This window comes from Enterococcus sp. FR204 (assembly GCF_031143325.1).
Classification (GTDB): Bacteria; Bacillota; Bacilli; order Lactobacillales; family Enterococcaceae; genus Enterococcus_B; species Enterococcus_B faecium.
The window spans coordinates 1-17,423 of sequence record NZ_JAKZIW010000022.1 but is presented as its reverse complement, the minus strand read 5'-3'; the positions used below and the strand labels follow the sequence as shown (position 1 = coordinate 17,423).

Annotated in this window: 16 protein-coding genes; 15 read left to right on the top strand and 1 reads right to left on the bottom strand. The window is 40.2% G+C overall.

What is annotated here, in order from left to right; genetic code table 11:
* The first annotated feature begins 223 nt into the window (after positions 1-223).
* From pyrR to RG571_RS06815, 14 genes are read left to right on the top strand one after another with little or no spacing between them, the layout of a single operon-like run.
* A complete protein-coding gene (pyrR, locus tag RG571_RS06880) occupies positions 224-763 on the top strand; it encodes a bifunctional pyr operon transcriptional regulator/uracil phosphoribosyltransferase PyrR (RefSeq protein WP_002295862.1) in 540 nt (179 codons plus the stop codon).
* A 13-nt stretch (positions 764-776) separates the two neighbouring features.
* The gene (locus RG571_RS06875) at positions 777-2,060 is read left to right on the top strand and encodes a solute carrier family 23 protein (RefSeq protein WP_002288870.1); all 1,284 of its coding nucleotides are present in this window, start codon (positions 777-779) and stop codon (positions 2,058-2,060) included.
* Positions 2,061-2,072: 12 nt separating this feature from the next.
* Entirely contained in the window at positions 2,073-2,999 is a 927-nt protein-coding gene (locus RG571_RS06870) for an aspartate carbamoyltransferase catalytic subunit (protein WP_002288872.1), read from the top strand.
* An 18-nt stretch (positions 3,000-3,017) separates the two neighbouring features.
* Positions 3,018-4,298, top strand: coding sequence for a dihydroorotase (locus RG571_RS06865; RefSeq protein ID WP_002288875.1), 1,281 nt, complete (start codon positions 3,018-3,020; stop codon positions 4,296-4,298).
* Between the two features lie 4 nt (positions 4,299-4,302).
* Positions 4,303-5,379, top strand: a complete 1,077-nt coding sequence (locus tag RG571_RS06860) for a carbamoyl phosphate synthase small subunit (RefSeq protein ID WP_002288877.1) — start codon at positions 4,303-4,305, stop codon at positions 5,377-5,379.
* A 4-nt stretch (positions 5,380-5,383) separates the two neighbouring features.
* Complete coding sequence (gene carB, locus RG571_RS06855; RefSeq protein WP_029485288.1) at positions 5,384-8,569, top strand: carbamoyl-phosphate synthase large subunit; 3,186 nt, start codon at positions 5,384-5,386, stop codon at positions 8,567-8,569.
* Between the two features lie 53 nt (positions 8,570-8,622).
* The gene (locus RG571_RS06850; RefSeq protein WP_002288879.1) at positions 8,623-9,399 is read left to right on the top strand and encodes a dihydroorotate dehydrogenase electron transfer subunit; all 777 of its coding nucleotides are present in this window, start codon (positions 8,623-8,625) and stop codon (positions 9,397-9,399) included.
* A complete protein-coding gene (locus RG571_RS06845; RefSeq protein ID WP_002299718.1) occupies positions 9,396-10,328 on the top strand; it encodes a dihydroorotate dehydrogenase in 933 nt (310 codons plus the stop codon). The genes RG571_RS06850 and RG571_RS06845 overlap by 4 nt, the downstream gene beginning before the upstream one ends.
* Positions 10,325-11,041 carry an orotidine-5'-phosphate decarboxylase gene (gene pyrF, locus RG571_RS06840; protein WP_029485287.1) on the top strand — a complete coding sequence of 239 codons (717 nt, stop codon included), beginning with the start codon at positions 10,325-10,327 and terminating at the stop codon, positions 11,039-11,041. The genes RG571_RS06845 and pyrF overlap by 4 nt, the downstream gene beginning before the upstream one ends.
* A 6-nt stretch (positions 11,042-11,047) precedes the next feature.
* Positions 11,048-11,677 (top strand): orotate phosphoribosyltransferase, encoded by a 630-nt coding sequence (gene pyrE, locus RG571_RS06835; protein ID WP_002288884.1) that lies wholly within the window; start codon positions 11,048-11,050, stop codon positions 11,675-11,677.
* Positions 11,665-12,015, top strand: coding sequence for a hypothetical protein (locus RG571_RS06830; RefSeq protein ID WP_131774418.1), 351 nt, complete (start codon positions 11,665-11,667; stop codon positions 12,013-12,015). Before pyrE ends, RG571_RS06830 begins: the two co-directional genes overlap by 13 nt.
* Before the next feature lie 37 nt (positions 12,016-12,052).
* Positions 12,053-12,694: a YfbR-like 5'-deoxynucleotidase gene (locus tag RG571_RS06825; RefSeq protein ID WP_002288886.1), complete on the top strand. Its 642-nt coding sequence runs from the start codon at positions 12,053-12,055 to the stop codon at positions 12,692-12,694.
* A 42-nt stretch (positions 12,695-12,736) separates the two neighbouring features.
* A complete protein-coding gene (locus RG571_RS06820) occupies positions 12,737-13,429 on the top strand; it encodes a carbonic anhydrase family protein (RefSeq protein WP_172436436.1) in 693 nt (230 codons plus the stop codon).
* Complete coding sequence (locus RG571_RS06815) at positions 13,426-14,328, top strand: LysR family transcriptional regulator (RefSeq protein ID WP_094889780.1); 903 nt, start codon at positions 13,426-13,428, stop codon at positions 14,326-14,328. The genes RG571_RS06820 and RG571_RS06815 overlap by 4 nt, the downstream gene beginning before the upstream one ends.
* Positions 14,329-14,485: 157 nt before the next feature.
* Here RG571_RS06815 and efbA read toward each other — a convergent pair whose 3' ends face one another.
* Positions 14,486-16,192, bottom strand: a complete 1,707-nt coding sequence (gene efbA, locus RG571_RS06810) for a fibronectin-binding protein EfbA (RefSeq protein WP_258430685.1) — start codon at positions 16,190-16,192, stop codon at positions 14,486-14,488.
* Positions 16,193-16,381: 189 nt separating this feature from the next.
* On the opposite strand from efbA, the gene RG571_RS06805 reads away from it, so the two are divergent.
* On the top strand, positions 16,382-17,005 hold the full coding sequence (locus RG571_RS06805) for a hypothetical protein (RefSeq protein ID WP_002299728.1): 624 nt from the start codon (positions 16,382-16,384) through the stop codon (positions 17,003-17,005).
* Positions 17,006-17,423: the final 418 nt, after the last annotated feature.

The following is a 17,423-nucleotide window of genomic DNA, read 5'->3' as shown; positions in this document are numbered from 1 at the left end:
GTATAGTAATTAACAACGAAAGCATAAAACTTAATAGAATTCCTTTAAGTTTAGTCCCGTGAGGCTAAGAAGGGTGGGAGCAAGGATGCGTATGGTGCGCCATAAGTAGATTGCTCATTGACATAGTATAGCTATCAGTGTATCAGTATACGCTCAGTTTAAACATTCCTCCTGTCCTCTTAGGGCAGGAGTTTTTTTATGCAAAAAAGTAGGGGGAATGAAAATGCAAGCAAAAGAAGTAGTAGATCAGGTAACCATGAAGCGAGCATTGACTCGAATTACTTATGAGATTATCGAGAGAAACCATAGTATCCAAGATATCGTATTGGTAGGTATCAAAACACGAGGAATCTACATTGCATCAAGAATTGCCGAACGCCTGAAGCAGCTAGAAGATATCGATATTCCTGTAGGAGAACTGGATATCACTTTATACCGAGATGACAAAAAAGAAAATCCAGAAGAACCGGAACTTCATTCTTCTGACATCCCAGTTTCCTTAGAAGGAAAAGAAGTTATTTTGATTGATGATGTTTTGTATACAGGACGAACGATTCGAGCAGCAATGGACGCAGTAATGGATTTTGGTAGACCAAGAAAAATTTCATTAGCAGTCCTGGTCGATCGTGGGCATCGAGAATTGCCAATCCGTGCAGATTATGTTGGGAAGAACATTCCAACATCTCGGGCGGAAGAGATTTTAGTAGAGATGCAAGAGCTTGATGGACAAGATCGCATCATGATTTTGAAAGAGGAAGATTAGAGGAGAGAGAAACATGTCGGAGAAAAAAGGATTTCATAATGATGACGTGGTGTTAGATATCCACGATCGCCCAACCCCAGGACATTGGGTAGGATTAAGTTTACAACACTTGTTCACGATGTTCGGAGCAACCGTGTTAGTCCCCATCTTAGTAGGTATCGATCCAGGTATCGCGCTAGTCAGTTCAGGACTAGGTACATTGGTGTACTTATTTACTACTAAAGGAAAGATACCTGCGTACTTAGGAAGCAGCTTCGCTTTCATTGCAGCGATGCAGCTTTTGATGAAAACAGATGGTTATCCAGCGATTGCACAAGGAGCAGTCACAACTGGATTAGTCTATTTGATTGTTGCGCTGATCATCAAAAAGATCGGTTCAGCATGGCTGGATAAAATCTTGCCTCCAATCGTCGTCGGTCCAGTCATCATGGTTATCGGGTTGGGACTTGCGGCAAATGCAGCAACAAATGCTATGTATAATCAGGGCACGTATGATTTCAAGTATATTGCTGTAGCGCTGATCACATTAGGATTAACCATTTTCTTCAACATGTGGCTAAGAGGTTTTCTCGGATTGATTCCGATTTTACTAGGTATTATTAGCGGGTACATCGTAGCCTTGCTGTTTGGAATCGTGGATACTAAGCCAATCGTAGACGCTGCCTGGTTTGCTGTTCCTAACTTTGAGATTCCCTTTGTACAATATGAACCAAAGCTATATCTTGGAGCAATCACAACAATGGCACCCATCGCTTTTGTGACGATGACAGAGCATATCGGCCATCTTATGGTATTGAATAAACTAACTAAACGTAATTTCTTTGAAGAACCGGGTCTTCATAAGACGTTGACAGGTGATGGGTTAGCACAAATCGTGGCAGCCTTTGTCGGAGGTCCTCCTGTAACAAGTTACGGTGAAAACATTGGTGTTCTGGCTATCACACGTGTCCATAGCGTGTTTGTGATCGGTGGAGCTGCAGTATTTGCAGTCATTTTAGGATTCGTAGGAAAATTAAGCGCTTTGATTTTAAGTATCCCTGGACCAGTCATCTCAGGAATCAGTTTTATCTTATTTGGAGTAATTGCGGCAAGTGGAATGAAGATTTTAATCGAGAACAAAATCGATTTTGATAAAAAGAAAAATCTGTTGATTGCTTCAGTTATCTTAGTAGTAGGAATTGGCGGACTCGTCTTTGAAGTAGGCACATTTACATTGTCGGCAATGGCATTAGCAACTGTACTTGGCATCATTTTAAATCTTATCTTACCAGAAACTTCACGAAGCGAAGAAAACTAAGGAGGAAACATTATGATCATCAAATCAGAACGTATCAGCTTAAAGCATTTATTGACCGTTGAGGCACTTACTGATCAAGAAGTTATGGGCTTGATCCGCAGAGGGCAGGAATTCAAGCAAGGTGCTAATTGGACTCCGCAAAAGCGCCAGTACTTTGCTACAAACCTCTTTTTCGAAAATAGTACTCGCACACATAAAAGCTTCGATGTAGCGGAGAAAAAACTAGGGCTAGAAGTGATTGAATTTGAAGCAAGCACAAGCTCTGTCCAAAAAGGGGAAACACTATACGATACAGTACTGACGATGTCAGCATTAGGCGTAGACGTAGCGGTTATCCGTCATGGTGATGAGAACTATTATGACGAACTGATACAAAGTAAAACAATCCAGTGTTCGATTATCAATGGAGGAGACGGAAGCGGACAGCATCCAACCCAATGCTTGCTTGATTTGATGACCATTTATGAAGAATTTGGTCATTTTGAAGGACTGAAAGTTGCCATCGTAGGTGATATCACTCACTCTCGCGTAGCTAAATCCAATATGCAGATGTTAAAACGTCTAGGCGCACAAGTATTCTTCTCAGGTCCTAGAGAATGGTACGACGATGAATTCGAAGTGTACGGACATTATATGCCATTGGATGAACTACTAGATCAAGTTGATGTCATGATGATGCTTCGGGTGCAACACGAACGCCATGATGGAAAAGAAAGTTTCTCAAAAGAAGGCTACCATCAGGAACATGGGTTAACAGTTGAGCGTGCGAAGAAGTTGCAAAAACATGCAATCATTATGCACCCAGCACCAGTTAACCGCGATGTAGAATTAGCTGATTCATTAGTGGAAGGATTACAGTCGCGGATCGTTCAGCAAATGAGCAATGGAGTATTCGTCAGAATGGCAATCTTAGAAGCAGTGCTAAATGGAAAAGCGTAATTATAGGAGGATGAAAAAATGAAAACACTCATTAAAAACGGTCAGATCAATACACGAAAAAATATGACGACACCAGCAGAAATTTGGATAGAAGATGGGCGAATCAAAGCAATCGGTACAGGATTCTCAGAAGCCGAATTTGATGAAGTGTTTGATGCAAAGGGACAATTGATCACACCTGGTTTAGTGGACGTCCATGTTCATTTGAGAGAGCCAGGATTTACATACAAGGAGACGATCGAAGCTGGGACTCGCTCAGCTGCTCGTGGCGGTTTCACTACTGTATGCGCGATGCCGAATTTAAATCCTGTACCTGATACGGCAGAAAAGCTGAGACAAGTATATGACATCATTAGAAAAGATGCAGTTGTGAAGGTATTGCAGTATGCGCCAATCACAGAAAATCTGCGAAGTGAGAAATTAGTTGATCAAGAAGCACTGATTGAAGAAGGTGCTTTTGCTTTCACAAATGACGGTGTAGGTGTCCAAACAGCTGGGACGATGTATCTGGCTATGAAAGAAGCTGCAAAAAACAATAAAGCCCTAGTAGCCCATACAGAAGATGAATCTTTATTATTTGGCGGCGTTATGCACGCTGGCAAGAAGGCAGAAGAACTTGGTCTTCCCGGGATCTTAAGCGTAACCGAGTCTTCTCAAATTGCTAGAGATCTGTTGCTAGCTGAAGCAACTGGTGTTCATTACCATGTTTGCCATGTTTCTACTAAAGAAAGTGTCCGTGTAATCAGAGACGCAAAAAAAGCAGGAATCCACGTAACAGCAGAAGTTTCACCCCATCATCTTATTTTGATCGACGAAGATATTCCCGAAGATTTCGGCTTTTGGAAAATGAACCCGCCGCTAAGAGGACGGGAGGACAGAGAAGCTTTGATCGAAGGCTTGCTTGACGGTACGATCGATTGCATCGCTACAGACCATGCCCCCCATGGATTAGAAGAAAAAAGCCAAAGTTTCATGAAATCACCATTTGGTATCGTAGGAAGCGAAACAGCGTTTCAACTGATCTATACTCATTTTGTAGAAACTGGTCGATTCACGTTGGAACAAGTGATCAATTGGTTGGCAGTTAAACCGGCTGAGATTTTTGGTTTGAATGCAGGAACGCTAACGGTTGGTGCCCCCGCTGATGTGGCAGTTTTTGATATTACACAAACTTGCACGATCGATAAAGAAGACTTTTTATCAAAAGGGGAGAATACACCTTTTATCGGCTGGAAAGTAAAAGGCGAAACACAAATGACTTTTGTCAACGGAAAACTTGTGTGGCAGAAGGGAGAATAAAAGTATGGAACGTTTGCTTATATTAGAAGATGGAACAGTTTTCGAAGGAAAGGCTTTTGGTGCAGATGCTAGTGTCTTCGGAGAAATCGTTTTTACAACAAGTATGACTGGTTATCAAGAAACTATCACTGATCAAAGTTTTAACGGTCAAATCATTACATTTACCTATCCTATGGTGGGTAATTATGGGGTAAATAGAGATGATTATGAATCGATTTCTCCAACATGCAAAGGAGTAGTAGTAAAGGAACATGCACGTGTAGCTTCAAACTGGCGAAACCAAATGACGCTAGATTCATTTTTGAAACAAAAAGGAATTCCTGGAATATCAGGTATCGATACGCGCGCCCTTACTCGCAAAATCCGTGAAGTCGGAACGATGAAAGCTAGTATCGTTGATGCTGGAGATTCCTTCGAACATGCATTTGATCAGCTGAAAGCAACCGTTCTAGCAACCAATCAAGTGCAGCAAGTCTCAACTAACAAACCTTATCCAAGTCCAGGAACAGGTCGGAAAGTCATTGTCATTGACTTCGGTTTAAAACATAGTATTTTACGAGAATTGAGTAAAAGAAACTGTAACCTCACAGTACTTCCCTATAACACAGATGCCGAGACGATTTTAGCGCTATCACCAGACGGAGTCATGCTGACGAATGGACCTGGTGATCCAAAAGATGTGCCAGAAGCAATCGAAATGATCAAAAAAATCCAAGGAAAAGTACCGATTTTTGGTATTTGTCTCGGTCACCAGTTATTTGCTTTAGCCAACGGTGCAGATACCTATAAAATGAAATTCGGACATCGAGGATTAAATCACCCGGTACGAGAAGTAGCGACCGGAAGAATTGATTTTACTTCTCAAAATCATGGCTATGCAGTCGATGAAGCCACGATTGATCCAGAAAAACTCATCGTAACTCATGTAGAAGTAAATGACGGAACAGTAGAAGGAGTCAAACACAGAGATTATCCCGCTTTCAGTGTGCAGTTTCATCCAGATGCTGCCCCTGGTCCGCATGATGCACTACATTTATTTGATGAATTTATGGAAATGATGGACGCAGGAAAGGAGCAGTAAACAGATGCCGAAACGTACAGATATCAAGAAAATTATGGTGATTGGATCTGGTCCGATCATCATTGGTCAAGCCGCAGAATTTGACTACGCAGGAACACAAGCCTGCCTTGCCTTAAAAGAAGAAGGATATGAAGTGGTTTTAGTAAATTCTAATCCTGCGACGATCATGACGGATAAAGAAGTGGCAGATCAAGTATATATCGAACCGATCACACTTGAATTTGTATCAAGGATTCTTCGAAAAGAGCGTCCAGATGCTCTCCTTCCAACTTTAGGCGGACAGACAGGCCTCAATATGGCAATGGAGCTGGCAGCATCAGGTATTTTAGAAGAATTGAACATAGAACTTCTAGGAACAAAGCTTTCTGCGATCGATCAAGCAGAAGATCGTGATCTATTCAAACAGTTGATGAAAGAATTGAATCAGCCAATCCCCGAGTCTGAAATCGTCAATACAGTAGAAGAAGCTGTAGATTTTGCAAATAAAATCGGCTATCCTGTCATCGTTCGTCCAGCCTTTACTTTAGGCGGAACTGGTGGAGGTATGTGTGAAAATGAAGAAGAATTACGTATCGTATCAGAAAATGGATTAAGTCTTTCCCCCGCTACCCAATGTTTGATTGAACGAAGTATTGCAGGTTTTAAAGAAATTGAATATGAAGTGATGAGAGATTCGGCTGATAATGCAATCGTTGTCTGCAATATGGAAAATTTTGACCCAGTGGGTATCCATACAGGTGATTCTATCGTATTTGCCCCTAGTCAAACATTGTCTGACCATGAATATCAAATGCTTCGTGATGCTTCTCTTTCGATTATTCGAGCACTTAAGATCGAGGGAGGCTGTAACGTCCAACTCGCTCTTGATCCACATAGTTTTAATTATTATGTGATTGAAGTCAATCCGCGTGTTTCTCGTTCATCTGCGTTAGCAAGTAAGGCGACTGGCTATCCGATCGCTAAGCTAGCTGCTAAAATAGCGCTTGGATTAACATTAGACGAAATGAAAAATCCTGTTACAGGAACGACTTTTGCAGAATTTGAACCTGCATTAGATTATGTTGTAGCTAAAATTCCTCGCTGGCCGTTTGATAAGTTTGAAAACGGAGAACGGCTTTTAGGCACGCAGATGAAAGCAACTGGTGAAGTGATGGCTATCGGTCGGAATATCGAAGAGTCTTTATTGAAAGCTGTGCGTTCTTTAGAAATCGGTACACACCATATCGAACTTCCTGAGTTGGCAGACATCACGGACGATGACCTAATCCAAAAAGTGGTTCGAGCACAAGATGATCGCCTGTTTTATGTAGCTGAAGCTATTAGAAGAGGGTACACCATAGAAGAATTAGCGGATTTGACAAAAATCGATTTATTCTTTTTAGATAAACTGTTGCATATCGTAGAAATCGAACAGCAGTTGAAACAGCAGCCGTTGGATGACAAGATATTGAAAACAGCGAAACAAAACGGTTTTACAGACAAAAAAGTGGCGGAGCTGTGGGAAATAAACGAAGAAGCCGTTCGCCAGATGAGAAAAGAAAATGATTTGATTCCTGTATATAAGATGGTTGACACTTGTGCAGCGGAATTCGAATCAAAAACACCTTATTTTTATAGTTCCTATGAATATGAAAATGAAAGTTCACGATCAGAAAAGCACTCAGTTCTAGTACTGGGATCTGGTCCTATCCGTATCGGACAAGGGGTTGAATTTGACTATGCGACTGTGCATTCTGTCAAAGCAATCCAGCAGGCAGGATACGAAGCAATCATCATGAACAGCAATCCTGAAACAGTTTCGACTGACTTTTCTATTTCGGATAAATTATATTTTGAGCCATTGACCTTCGAAGATGTGATGAATGTGATCGAGCTAGAACAGCCGATAGGAGTAATCGTTCAATTTGGTGGTCAGACAGCAATCAACTTAGCCGAACCTTTGACTGCTGCTGGTGTAAAAATCTTAGGGACAACGATCGAAGACTTGGATCGTGCGGAAAATCGTGATTTATTCGAGCAAGCGCTGAAAGAGTTGGATATTCCTCAACCTTTAGGGGATACTGCTACAAGTAAAGAAGAAGCCGTGGTTATCGCTTCGAGAATTGGTTATCCAGTTCTTGTTCGTCCAAGCTATGTATTAGGCGGACGTGCGATGGAAATCGTTGAAAACCAGCGAGATTTAGAAGATTACATGGAACATGCTGTGAAAGCATCTCCAGAACATCCAGTACTAGTGGACCGTTACTTGCTTGGTGGTGAATGCGAAGTGGATGCGATTTGTGACGGTGAAACAGTACTCATCCCAGGGATCATGGAGCATATTGAGCGTGCTGGTGTCCATTCAGGGGATTCAATGGCTGTGTATCCACCTCAAACTTTATCTGAATCGATCAAGAAAACGATCGAAGATTACACGATCCGCTTAGCATTAGGTTTGAATTGTGTCGGGATGATGAATATCCAGTTTGTCATCCATGAAAATGAGGTTTATGTGATCGAAGTCAATCCTCGAGCAAGTCGGACTGTTCCATTCTTAAGTAAGGTGACAGGAATTCCAATGGCACAAATTGCGACGAAAGCTATTTTGGGAGAGAAACTAAAGACACTTGGTTATGAAAACGGACTTTATCCAGAAACAAAAGAAGTTCATGTTAAAGCACCTGTCTTTTCTTTTACGAAATTGCAGAAAGTTGATACTTACTTAGGGCCTGAAATGAAATCGACTGGAGAAGTAATGGGATCTGACAGACAATTAGACAAAGCTTTGTACAAGGCATTCGAAGCTTCTGGATTACACTTGCCTGAATATGGAGCCGTATTATTTACGATTGCGGACGAAACAAAAGAAGAAGCACTAGAATTAGCTAAACGTTTTACAGAAATTGGCTATAGTCTGATAGGAACGAAACATACAGCTGCTTATTTCGAAAAAAATGGTCTGGTCGTTGAAACAGTAGCGAAAATTTCTGAGGAAGCAGCAGAAAAAAATGTAGTCGACTTAATAAGAGATGGTAAAACACAAGTGGTTGTCAATACGATTGATAAAGATCGGGGAAATGCTTCTAAAGACGGTTTCATCATCCGAAGAGAAGCAGTTGAACATGGTATTCCATTGTTTACTTCTTTAGACACAGCAGATGCGATCGTTCGAGTGATGGAATCCCGTGCTTTTTCAACTAACCCTATTTAACGGCGAGCACATGTTAAGACAAAAAGACGAAAAACCGTTGCAGGAGGGGACAGATGAAACAAGAAATGATGGAAATCGTTCAGCAAAAACAGCTGGCACCAAAGATTTTTGAAATGACATTGAAAGGTGATCTAGTAAAAGAAATGCAGCAACCAGGACAGTTCTTGCATATTCTCGTGCCGCGTGCAGACTTGCTATTACGCCGACCGATTAGCTTGAATCATATCGACCACGAAACAAATACTTGCCGTATCATTTATCGGGTGGAAGGTGAGGGGACTAGAGTCTTCTCTACTCTTTCTGCCGGAGACCATTTAGATGTCATGGGTCCTTTAGGCAATGGTTTTGATTTGTCCAATCTTCATACAGGAGACGAAGTATTTATAATCGGTGGAGGAATCGGTGTCCCTCCTCTATATGAGTTATCAAAACAGTTAGTCGAAAAAGGAATTAAGCCAACGCATTTTTTAGGTTTTGCCACACATGAAGTCGTTTATTATGAAAAAGAATTTAATCGTCTAGGAGAAACAAGAATCGCTACTGACGATGGAACATACGGTATGCACGGAAATGTCGGTAATTTATTGTTAGGAACGAAGACGGAACCTACAGCTGTTTTTGCATGTGGTTCAAACGGGTTATTGAAGACAGTGGAACAGCTGTTTTCTTCGCATCAAAATGTCCAGTTATCATTAGAATCCCGCATGGCATGTGGGATAGGGGCTTGCTATGCTTGCGTTTGTCATACGCCGGAAGATGAAACAGGAACAAAAAGTGTGAAAGTTTGTGACGAAGGACCGATTTTTAAAATAGGAGAGGTAATTATATGAATGAGAATCCTTTAGCAGTCAAGCTCCCCGGTCTAGAATTAAAAAATCCTATCATGCCGGCAAGCGGCTGTTTCGGTTTTGGCAAAGAATACGGAAAATACTATGATTTGAATCAGCTTGGATCGATCATGGTCAAGGCAACGACTCCAAATGCCCGCTTTGGCAATCCCACACCAAGAGTGGCGGAAACACCATCTGGCATGTTGAATGCAATTGGTTTGCAAAATCCTGGTCTAGACGTTGTTATGCATAAACTTCTTCCAGAATTAGAGGAGTACAATGAGTTACCCATCATCGCAAATGTTGCTGGTGCTTGTGAAGAAGACTATGTAGAAGTTTGTAGCAAAATTGGCGAAGCGCCAAATGTGAAAGCAATCGAGCTGAATATTTCTTGCCCAAATGTCAAACATGGCGGAATTGCTTTTGGAACAGATCCTGATGTTGCTTTTCAATTAACACAAGCAGTAAAGAAAGTTTCTTCTGTTCCTGTCTATGTCAAATTGTCCCCAAATGTAACAGACATCGTTCCAATCGCTCAGGCAATCGAAGCTGGAGGGGCAGATGGGTTTACGATGATCAATACTCTTCTTGGTATGCGGATTGACCTTAAGACAAGAAAACCGATTTTAGCCAATCAAACAGGTGGACTCTCCGGACCAGCAATCAAGCCTGTCGCTATTCGTTTGATTCACCAAGTAGCAAGTATATCCAGCCTTCCAATCATTGGGATGGGCGGCGTGCAGACAGTGGATGATGTTCTTGAGATGTTTATGGCTGGAGCAAGTGCTGTAGCTATAGGGACCGCGAATTTCACCGATCCGTATATCTGTCCTAAACTAATTAAAGAGCTCCCTGTGCGAATGAGCGAACTAGGCATCGAATCGCTGGAAAGATTAATCAAAGAAGTGAGAGAGGAACGTGAACGATGAATCAACTAGACCAACGACCAATTATTGCATTAGATTTTTCAACTAGGCAAGAGGTAGAAGACTTTCTTCGATTTTTCCCGAAAGAAGAAAAATTGTTTGTGAAAATCGGAATGGAATTGTTCTACCAAGAAGGACCTGAAATCGTACGTTATCTAAAAGAGGCTGGTCATAATGTATTTTTAGATCTGAAACTTCACGATATTCCGAATACGGTCGAAAAAGCAATGTGGGGATTGGCAAAGCTTGGTGTTGATCTCACCTGTGTTCATGCCGCTGGCGGTATTCGTATGATGGAGGCGGCAATGCGAGGACTAGAAGAGGGGACTCCAGAAGGTGGAAAACGTCCGCTACTTCTAGCTATCACTCAGCTTACTTCTACAAGTGAAGAAGAAATGCATGCCGATCAACTAATCGAAGTTTCTTTAGAAAAAAGTGTGATCCATTATGCTAGCTGTGCCAAAAAAGCAGGATTAGATGGTGTGGTTTCTTCTGCTTGGGAAGTAGAAGTGATCAAAGAAATGGCAGGAGACGAATTTGTTTGCTTAACTCCGGGTATAAGACCAGAAGGAACAGTCGCAGGAGATCAGACAAGAGTAGTCACACCTTCTCAGGCAAAAGAGATCGGCTCAACTTTTATCGTTATAGGTCGACCAATCACTCAGTCAACTAATCCTTATAAAGCATATCAAACGATTCAAACAGAATGGAGCTAACCTAAAATGAATGTTGAACAAAGTATCGCAAAAGACTTATTAGAAATTGAAGCAGTATTTTTAAATCCAAGTAATCCTTTTACATGGGCAAGTGGAATCAAAAGCCCAATTTACTGTGATAACCGAATCACGATGAGCTATCCAAAAGTCCGAAAAGAGATCGCAAAAGGATTAGCAAGCAAAATCAAAGAAGCTTACCCTGAAGTACAAGTGATTGCTGGAACTGCAACAGCAGGAATCCCTCATGCCGCATGGGTAGCGGAAATACTGGATTTGCCAATGGTCTATATTCGAAGTAAGGCGAAAGATCATGGGAAAGGTAACCAAATCGAAGGACGTATATTTGAAGGTCAGAAGATGGTTGTGATCGAGGATTTGATTTCTACAGGCGGAAGTGTCTTGGAAGCAGCTGAAGCAGCAAAAAGAGAAGGTGCGGATATCCTTGGTGTTGCGGCTATCTTTACGTATGAGTTGCCAAAAGGAAAAGCAAATTTCGAAAAAGCCGAAATCCCTCTTATGACGTTGACCAATTATTCTGTATTGATTGAAGCAGCTTTAGAAGATCGTTATATCGATGAGCAAGAATTAACTCTGCTAAAAGAATGGAAAAAAGATCCTGAAAATTGGCAGATTTAAGCGCGCTTGATGAAGATAGAGAAATCCGATTTGTGTCTCCAGAATCATCAATTGGAATAGCAAAAATCCAAAAACTGATTGCGAGAAGCATCTTTTCATCAGGTATGAAAAGAAACTTCTATCGTGATCAGTTTTTGATTTTTTTAAAATTCATTTTTCTAAGACTGGTTTTGATTTTTTTAAAATTCATTTTTCTAAGACTGGTTAGCAGAAAGAAGAGAATAATCTCTTCTCTTTTTTCTATTATATATAGATTTTCTCTATTTTTTGGTAAGGGAGCTGTTTCAAAAATGGTAAAGAGCGGAAATGTTGCGAATATCAGTTATTTAATGATATGATATTCGGAAAAAGAAATCTCAAAGGGAGGTAACTTTTATGGGATTGAATGAATTTATTTTAGGATTGAACAATTTAGAGACGATCACAAGGGCACCTGGATTTTTTAAATATACAGAGCATACAGTTGCAGCACATTCGTATCGTGTAGCATCTATTGCGCAAGTTCTAGGAGACATTGAAGAAGCGAATGGACAACCGATCGATTGGAAACTGCTCTATGAAAAATCATTGAATCATGACTACACAGAGCGTTTTATTGGTGATATCAAAACGCCGGTGAAATACGCAAGCAAAGAGTTAAGAGGGATGCTGCAAACAGTTGAAGAAAAGATGACGGACGAATTCATCAACCAAGAGATTCCAGCTGAGTTCCAAGAAGTTTATCGCCGTCGGTTGTTCGAAGGAAAAGATGAAACCGTAGAAGGAGAACTATTAGCCATTTCAGATAAGGTTGACCTTCTTTATGAATCTTTTGATGAAATCATCAAAAATAACCCGGAAAAAGTTTATAAGGAGATGTTCATTGAGGCAGTGACTACGATTAAAAGCTTTGAACATCGGCCTTCTGTTCAGTATTTCTTTAAAGAGATATTTCCGGAACTATTGAACCAGGAATTTTATGGAAAAGAGGCGTTTTTAGAAACCGTCTCAACGATTGTAAAGAAAGAAGAAAAATAAAAATGATATGAGATGCAGGGGGAAGTATAGTTGAAAAAGAATATGGATGTCGAATGGGGCTATTCTGGAGACAAAGGTCCGGAAAATTGGGCGAGTTTATGTGATTGGTTTGCGAGAGGTGCGGAATTTCCATTGCAGTCGCCTATTCATTTGACCAAGGGGGAAGAAACCAAAATAGAAGGAGACACGCTTTCCTTTCATTATCAAAAGCAACGGTTTACTGACAAGGAATTCAAAAACACGATTCATTTAGTACCTTTTGACCAACTCAGTTATGTAGAGTTCAAGAAAGAACGCTATTATTTGACAGATATTCATTTCCACTTACCTTCTGAACATATCATCAACGGAAAACAGGAAGATATTGAATTTCATTTTGTTCATATGAACAGCAAAAAAGAGAATCTAGTCGTGGGTGTCATGTACCAGCTAATGGAACAGGAAGGTTGGCTGTATAATCAAGAAAATGGGGAAAGTTGGAACTTAGAAAAACATGAGCATTGGGTAAATCCGGATGTGTTCTTTCCGGAGCAAAAAAGCCATTTCCATTATATTGGCTCATTGACAACTCCGCCTACCAGCGGGCCAATCCAATGGTTTGTAATGGATCATGTAGGAAAACTGAACCAAGAGTTTCTTCTCCCCTTCGATGGTCAGTATGCTCGACCGAACAACCGACCAATCCAGCCCTTGAATGGAAGAGAAATTTATTATTTCGAGGAGTTTGAGCAATGAATATCCAGCAGATGAAATACGTGGTCGCTGTAGCAAACAATGGTAGTTTCAGAGAAGCGGCAAAGAAAATGTTTGTCTCCCAGCCAAGTCTTTCAGCTGGTATCAAAGAATTAGAAACCGAGTTAGGGATCACGCTGTTTACTCGAACGAATCGAGGGGCATATTTAACAGAAGAAGGGCAAGACTTCTTAAATCGTGCCGAGAAAATATTGGTCCAGCTTGATACATTAGAAACTCACTATCTAACGAGTGAAAAGAGAGACAATTTTTCGATCGCTGCCCAGCATTATGATTTCTTAGGTCCTTTGACCGCACAGCTACTCGAGGAATTCAAAGACGAGATCAAACAATTTCGGATCATGGAGACGACAACAGCGAGAGTGATCGAAGAAGTCAAAGAGCAGCACAGTGAGATCGGCATTATTTATATGAATGAGCATAATCAAGCTGGTATCAGAAGATATTTACAACAAGGAGAGCTAAGTGGCCGCAGCATTGGAAAATTCAAAACGCATATTTTTTTAAGGCAAGGACATCCATTAGCTGAACACGCAGAGATCACCAAAGAAGAATTGTTATCTTATCCTCAAGTTCGTTTTACACAGGATGGAAATAATTTCCCGTATTTTTATGAAGACCTTATCGAGATCCCTGATCAAGAAACAGTGATTTATACGAGTGATCGAGGTACTTTGATGAATATCGTTCTTGAAACTGATGCTTACGCTTCAGGATCTGGTATTGTGATTGGAGGGATTCGCGAGTATTTGCGGTTAATCCCTTTGGCAGAAGGCGAACTAAATGAATTTTATATCATTTATTCGGCGAAACGTCCGCTCAGTGAAATCGCTCAAAGATTTATCAAAGAGCTTACTCGGTTACTGGACCAGCAGAGCTAAGAAAAGCAGATGAGAACGCTGTTTATTGAACACCGTTAATCAAAAAAGAGGGGTTGTGACAGAATTTTGTCACAACTCCTCTTTTTGTAGCAAACAATTTATAACTAATTGCTGTTGTGGGAAAGTACGCAAATATGATTCTAGAAACACTCATTGATTACCTGTTTTGTTTCATAGCTGTAATTTTTTCTTCTTCTGGTGTCACGATAATCGTCTTTTGGTTTTCATAAATAACATAACCAGGCTTGGCGCCATTTGGTTTTCGGATATGCTTTACCTGTACAAGATCAACCGGCACTTGGGCAGAGTATCGGTATTTTGAAAAATAGGCAGCTAACTCGGCAGCTTCTGTAATTGTTTCATCTGAGGGCTTGTCACTTTTAATGATGACGTGCGAACCGGGTATATTTTTTGCATGAAGCCAATAGTCGGTTTTTTTAGCTGTCTTCATTGTCAGCTGGTCATTTTGAAGATTGTTTTTACCAACAAGAATGAGCGTTCCGTCAGAAGAAAAGTATTGATCAGGCTGAGATGGTTTCTTACGTTTTTGTTTTTTTAAGTTCTTCTTTTTCAGGTATCCTTCTGAAGTCAATTCTTCTTTGATTGCTTCGATATCCATTGGGCCGGCAATTTCCAGTTGAGATAAGACAGATTCAAGATATTGGATTTCATCTTTGGCTTCTTGGATTTGTTCGCCAATCAGCTTAACAGCGTTCTTCAGCTTTTGGTAACGATGGAAATATTTCTGTGCATTTTGATTTGGTGTCAATGCCGGATCTAGTGCTATTTTGATTGGCCGATCTTCTTCATAATAATTAGGTAAAACAACTTCTTTTGCGCCGCGTGGTACTTGTGTCAGAAAAGTAGTAAGTAGTTCGCCATCTCTACGGTAATTCTCAGCGTTTTCGGATTCTTTGAGTGTTTGTTCACGTTTTTTCAATTTATTTTTATTTCGTTTTAGTTCATTTTCGATTTTTCGAATCAGTTCTCCGCCTTGTTGTTTTGCCCGATCTTTCTCTGCTTTTTCGTGATAATAGCTATCTAATAATTGACTGAGTGTTGGATAAGCTGTTACAGCAGATGCCTGTTCGGACAATACCTGATAAGCAATCGGTGTGAAAAAATCTTTATTTTCCGTTTCGTAAAAAGTAGGAATAGGCTGATGGCTGATGGCTGAGAAAAATTTGTCCCATACAACCATCTTTTCATTAGGACGTTCCAGTAATCTTTTGGTCAGCTCTTGAGCGGTATCGAAACCGATTCCCTGAAACTGACGTTGGATTGCTTTTGGCTCTAGTTCAGTTTGGGAAAGCCGCTGAAAGATTTTTTCTTTCTCGGAGCTAAATGGGTTCAAGACCTCTTGTTTTGGCGGAGCAACATATTCTACACCAGGAAGCAAAGAACGATAAGTGTTTTGAGAGCTTCCAATGTGTTTGATCGCATCCAGTATTTTTCCAGTTTCTCGATTAACTAAGACGATCGTACTATGACGTCCCATTAATTCAGCGATCAATATGATATTTTGTAGATCACCCAACTCGTTTCGTTTAGCAAAGTGGAAATGGATCACTCGATCATTTTCGATTTGTTCGATGTCTTCTAAAATAGCGCCATCCAAATATTTTCGAAGCATCATCACGAAGTTAGGCGGATTATCAGGATTCTGATAATCGATTTGGGTAATCTGTACACGAGCATAACTTGGGTGCGCAGATAATAATAATCGATGGTTTTTGCCGCGTGAACGAATCACCAGCACGATTTCATTTTCATAAGGCTGATGGATTTTCGAGATCCGGCCAGATAGTAACGTTTCACGCAATTCGTTGACCATCGCGTGGGTAAATACACCATCAAAGGACATGGTTCATTCCTCATTTCTTTTCATAAGTATATTCATTATAACGAAAAAAAGAAGAAAAACCAATTTGGCCGAATAGTAAAGCAAAAGTCTAGAAAAATCTTGGACTAATTACAAAAAAAACAGTGTTTATATCGTTGAAATCCAAATTTTTAGGTATAATAAAAAATAGGAGAAAAAGTAGAAAAGAAGGTGTTTGTTATTTGGGAAGTAGTTAAATCGAGAGTACAAGAAATGAATGAACATTTCTCAGTGTCATTCGCAGAAAATCCAAGTAAGTATTTTCGACGTCTTGTGTTTCTGCTCATCTTATCATTGCTGTTAACAGTTGCAATGTTTTTATTGCCGGAAAAAATCCGAGAAGAGCAAGTAAATAGTCTCGTTTATTCGTCCATACCAACCAGCAAATTGAAACCTTTTGATTACAGCAAAGCTGATCAGAAAATCAGACAAAGCCGGGCGATATCGGTGATGTTCAGCAAACCGAACGGGAAAACCTATCAGGACATGCTTGATGTTTTTAATGATCCTGAGCTTATGGAAGAATTGAATCGACCGATCTTTTATTATCCGATCGTTTATGATGTACATGAACTGGAACAAAAATATAACATACGAACGGATGAAGTGACATTTATTTTCTTTGATGGAGGAAAAGAAGCAAATCGGATAACTGCGGGTAAGGGAGGAATAACTGATTTTGATAAGGAGTTGATCCCTGAACTGAATCGACTTCCGTTAGCCAATATCAAACAATTAGAAGAAGAATTGGATAGAACGGGAGTAACTTCCCAAAATTCCGAGATTGCTAATTGAGACATTGGCGCGATGAAACGGTGGGTCTATATAGCGCTATTTTTAATTATCAGAACAAGTGATGTTTGATCTTCAAAATAACAAATAAAAAATTAAAAAATATAGTTGACGAAATTCAAAAATTCGATTAGACTTAAATCAATTCTTAAGGAAAGGGTGACCTGTAATGAACTTATCAAAACGTATTTCAGCAGAAAACAAAAAAAATTGGCGCAGCTGGCGTAGATAAGTTGTATTAATGGTGAGACTTTCCCATAGATACAACTTTTTAGAGTGCATTTCTAAAGCTTGTATCTATGCTAGACATGAACATTGACTCCCGCATAGATTAGAATCTATGCGGTTTTTTGTGTAAAGACAATGACCGCTTTGGCCATTGTCTTTTTTTGTAGACTGGATACTTGCCTGATTATAATAA

What these genes read in the sequence shown, in the direction of transcription:
- RG571_RS06875 (WP_002288870.1), top strand. Translation starts at nt 777, where the DNA reads ATGTCGGAGAAAAAAGGATTTCATAATGATGACGTGGTGTTAGATATC.
- RG571_RS06850 (WP_002288879.1), top strand. Translation starts at nt 8,623, where the DNA reads ATGAAACAAGAAATGATGGAAATCGTTCAGCAAAAACAGCTGGCACCA.
- RG571_RS06865 (WP_002288875.1), top strand. Translation starts at nt 3,018, where the DNA reads ATGAAAACACTCATTAAAAACGGTCAGATCAATACACGAAAAAATATG.
- RG571_RS06845 (WP_002299718.1), top strand. Translation starts at nt 9,396, where the DNA reads ATGAATGAGAATCCTTTAGCAGTCAAGCTCCCCGGTCTAGAATTAAAA.
- RG571_RS06870 (WP_002288872.1), top strand. Translation starts at nt 2,073, where the DNA reads ATGATCATCAAATCAGAACGTATCAGCTTAAAGCATTTATTGACCGTT.
- RG571_RS06860 (WP_002288877.1), top strand. Translation starts at nt 4,303, where the DNA reads ATGGAACGTTTGCTTATATTAGAAGATGGAACAGTTTTCGAAGGAAAG.
- RG571_RS06825 (WP_002288886.1), top strand. Translation starts at nt 12,053, where the DNA reads ATGGGATTGAATGAATTTATTTTAGGATTGAACAATTTAGAGACGATC.
- pyrF (WP_029485287.1), top strand. Translation starts at nt 10,325, where the DNA reads ATGAATCAACTAGACCAACGACCAATTATTGCATTAGATTTTTCAACT.
- carB (WP_029485288.1), top strand. Translation starts at nt 5,384, where the DNA reads ATGCCGAAACGTACAGATATCAAGAAAATTATGGTGATTGGATCTGGT.
- pyrE (WP_002288884.1), top strand. Translation starts at nt 11,048, where the DNA reads ATGAATGTTGAACAAAGTATCGCAAAAGACTTATTAGAAATTGAAGCA.
- RG571_RS06815 (WP_094889780.1), top strand. Translation starts at nt 13,426, where the DNA reads ATGAATATCCAGCAGATGAAATACGTGGTCGCTGTAGCAAACAATGGT.
- pyrR (WP_002295862.1), top strand. Translation starts at nt 224, where the DNA reads ATGCAAGCAAAAGAAGTAGTAGATCAGGTAACCATGAAGCGAGCATTG.
- efbA (WP_258430685.1), bottom strand. Translation starts at nt 16,192, where the DNA reads ATGTCCTTTGATGGTGTATTTACCCACGCGATGGTCAACGAATTGCGT.
- RG571_RS06820 (WP_172436436.1), top strand. Translation starts at nt 12,737, where the DNA reads ATGGATGTCGAATGGGGCTATTCTGGAGACAAAGGTCCGGAAAATTGG.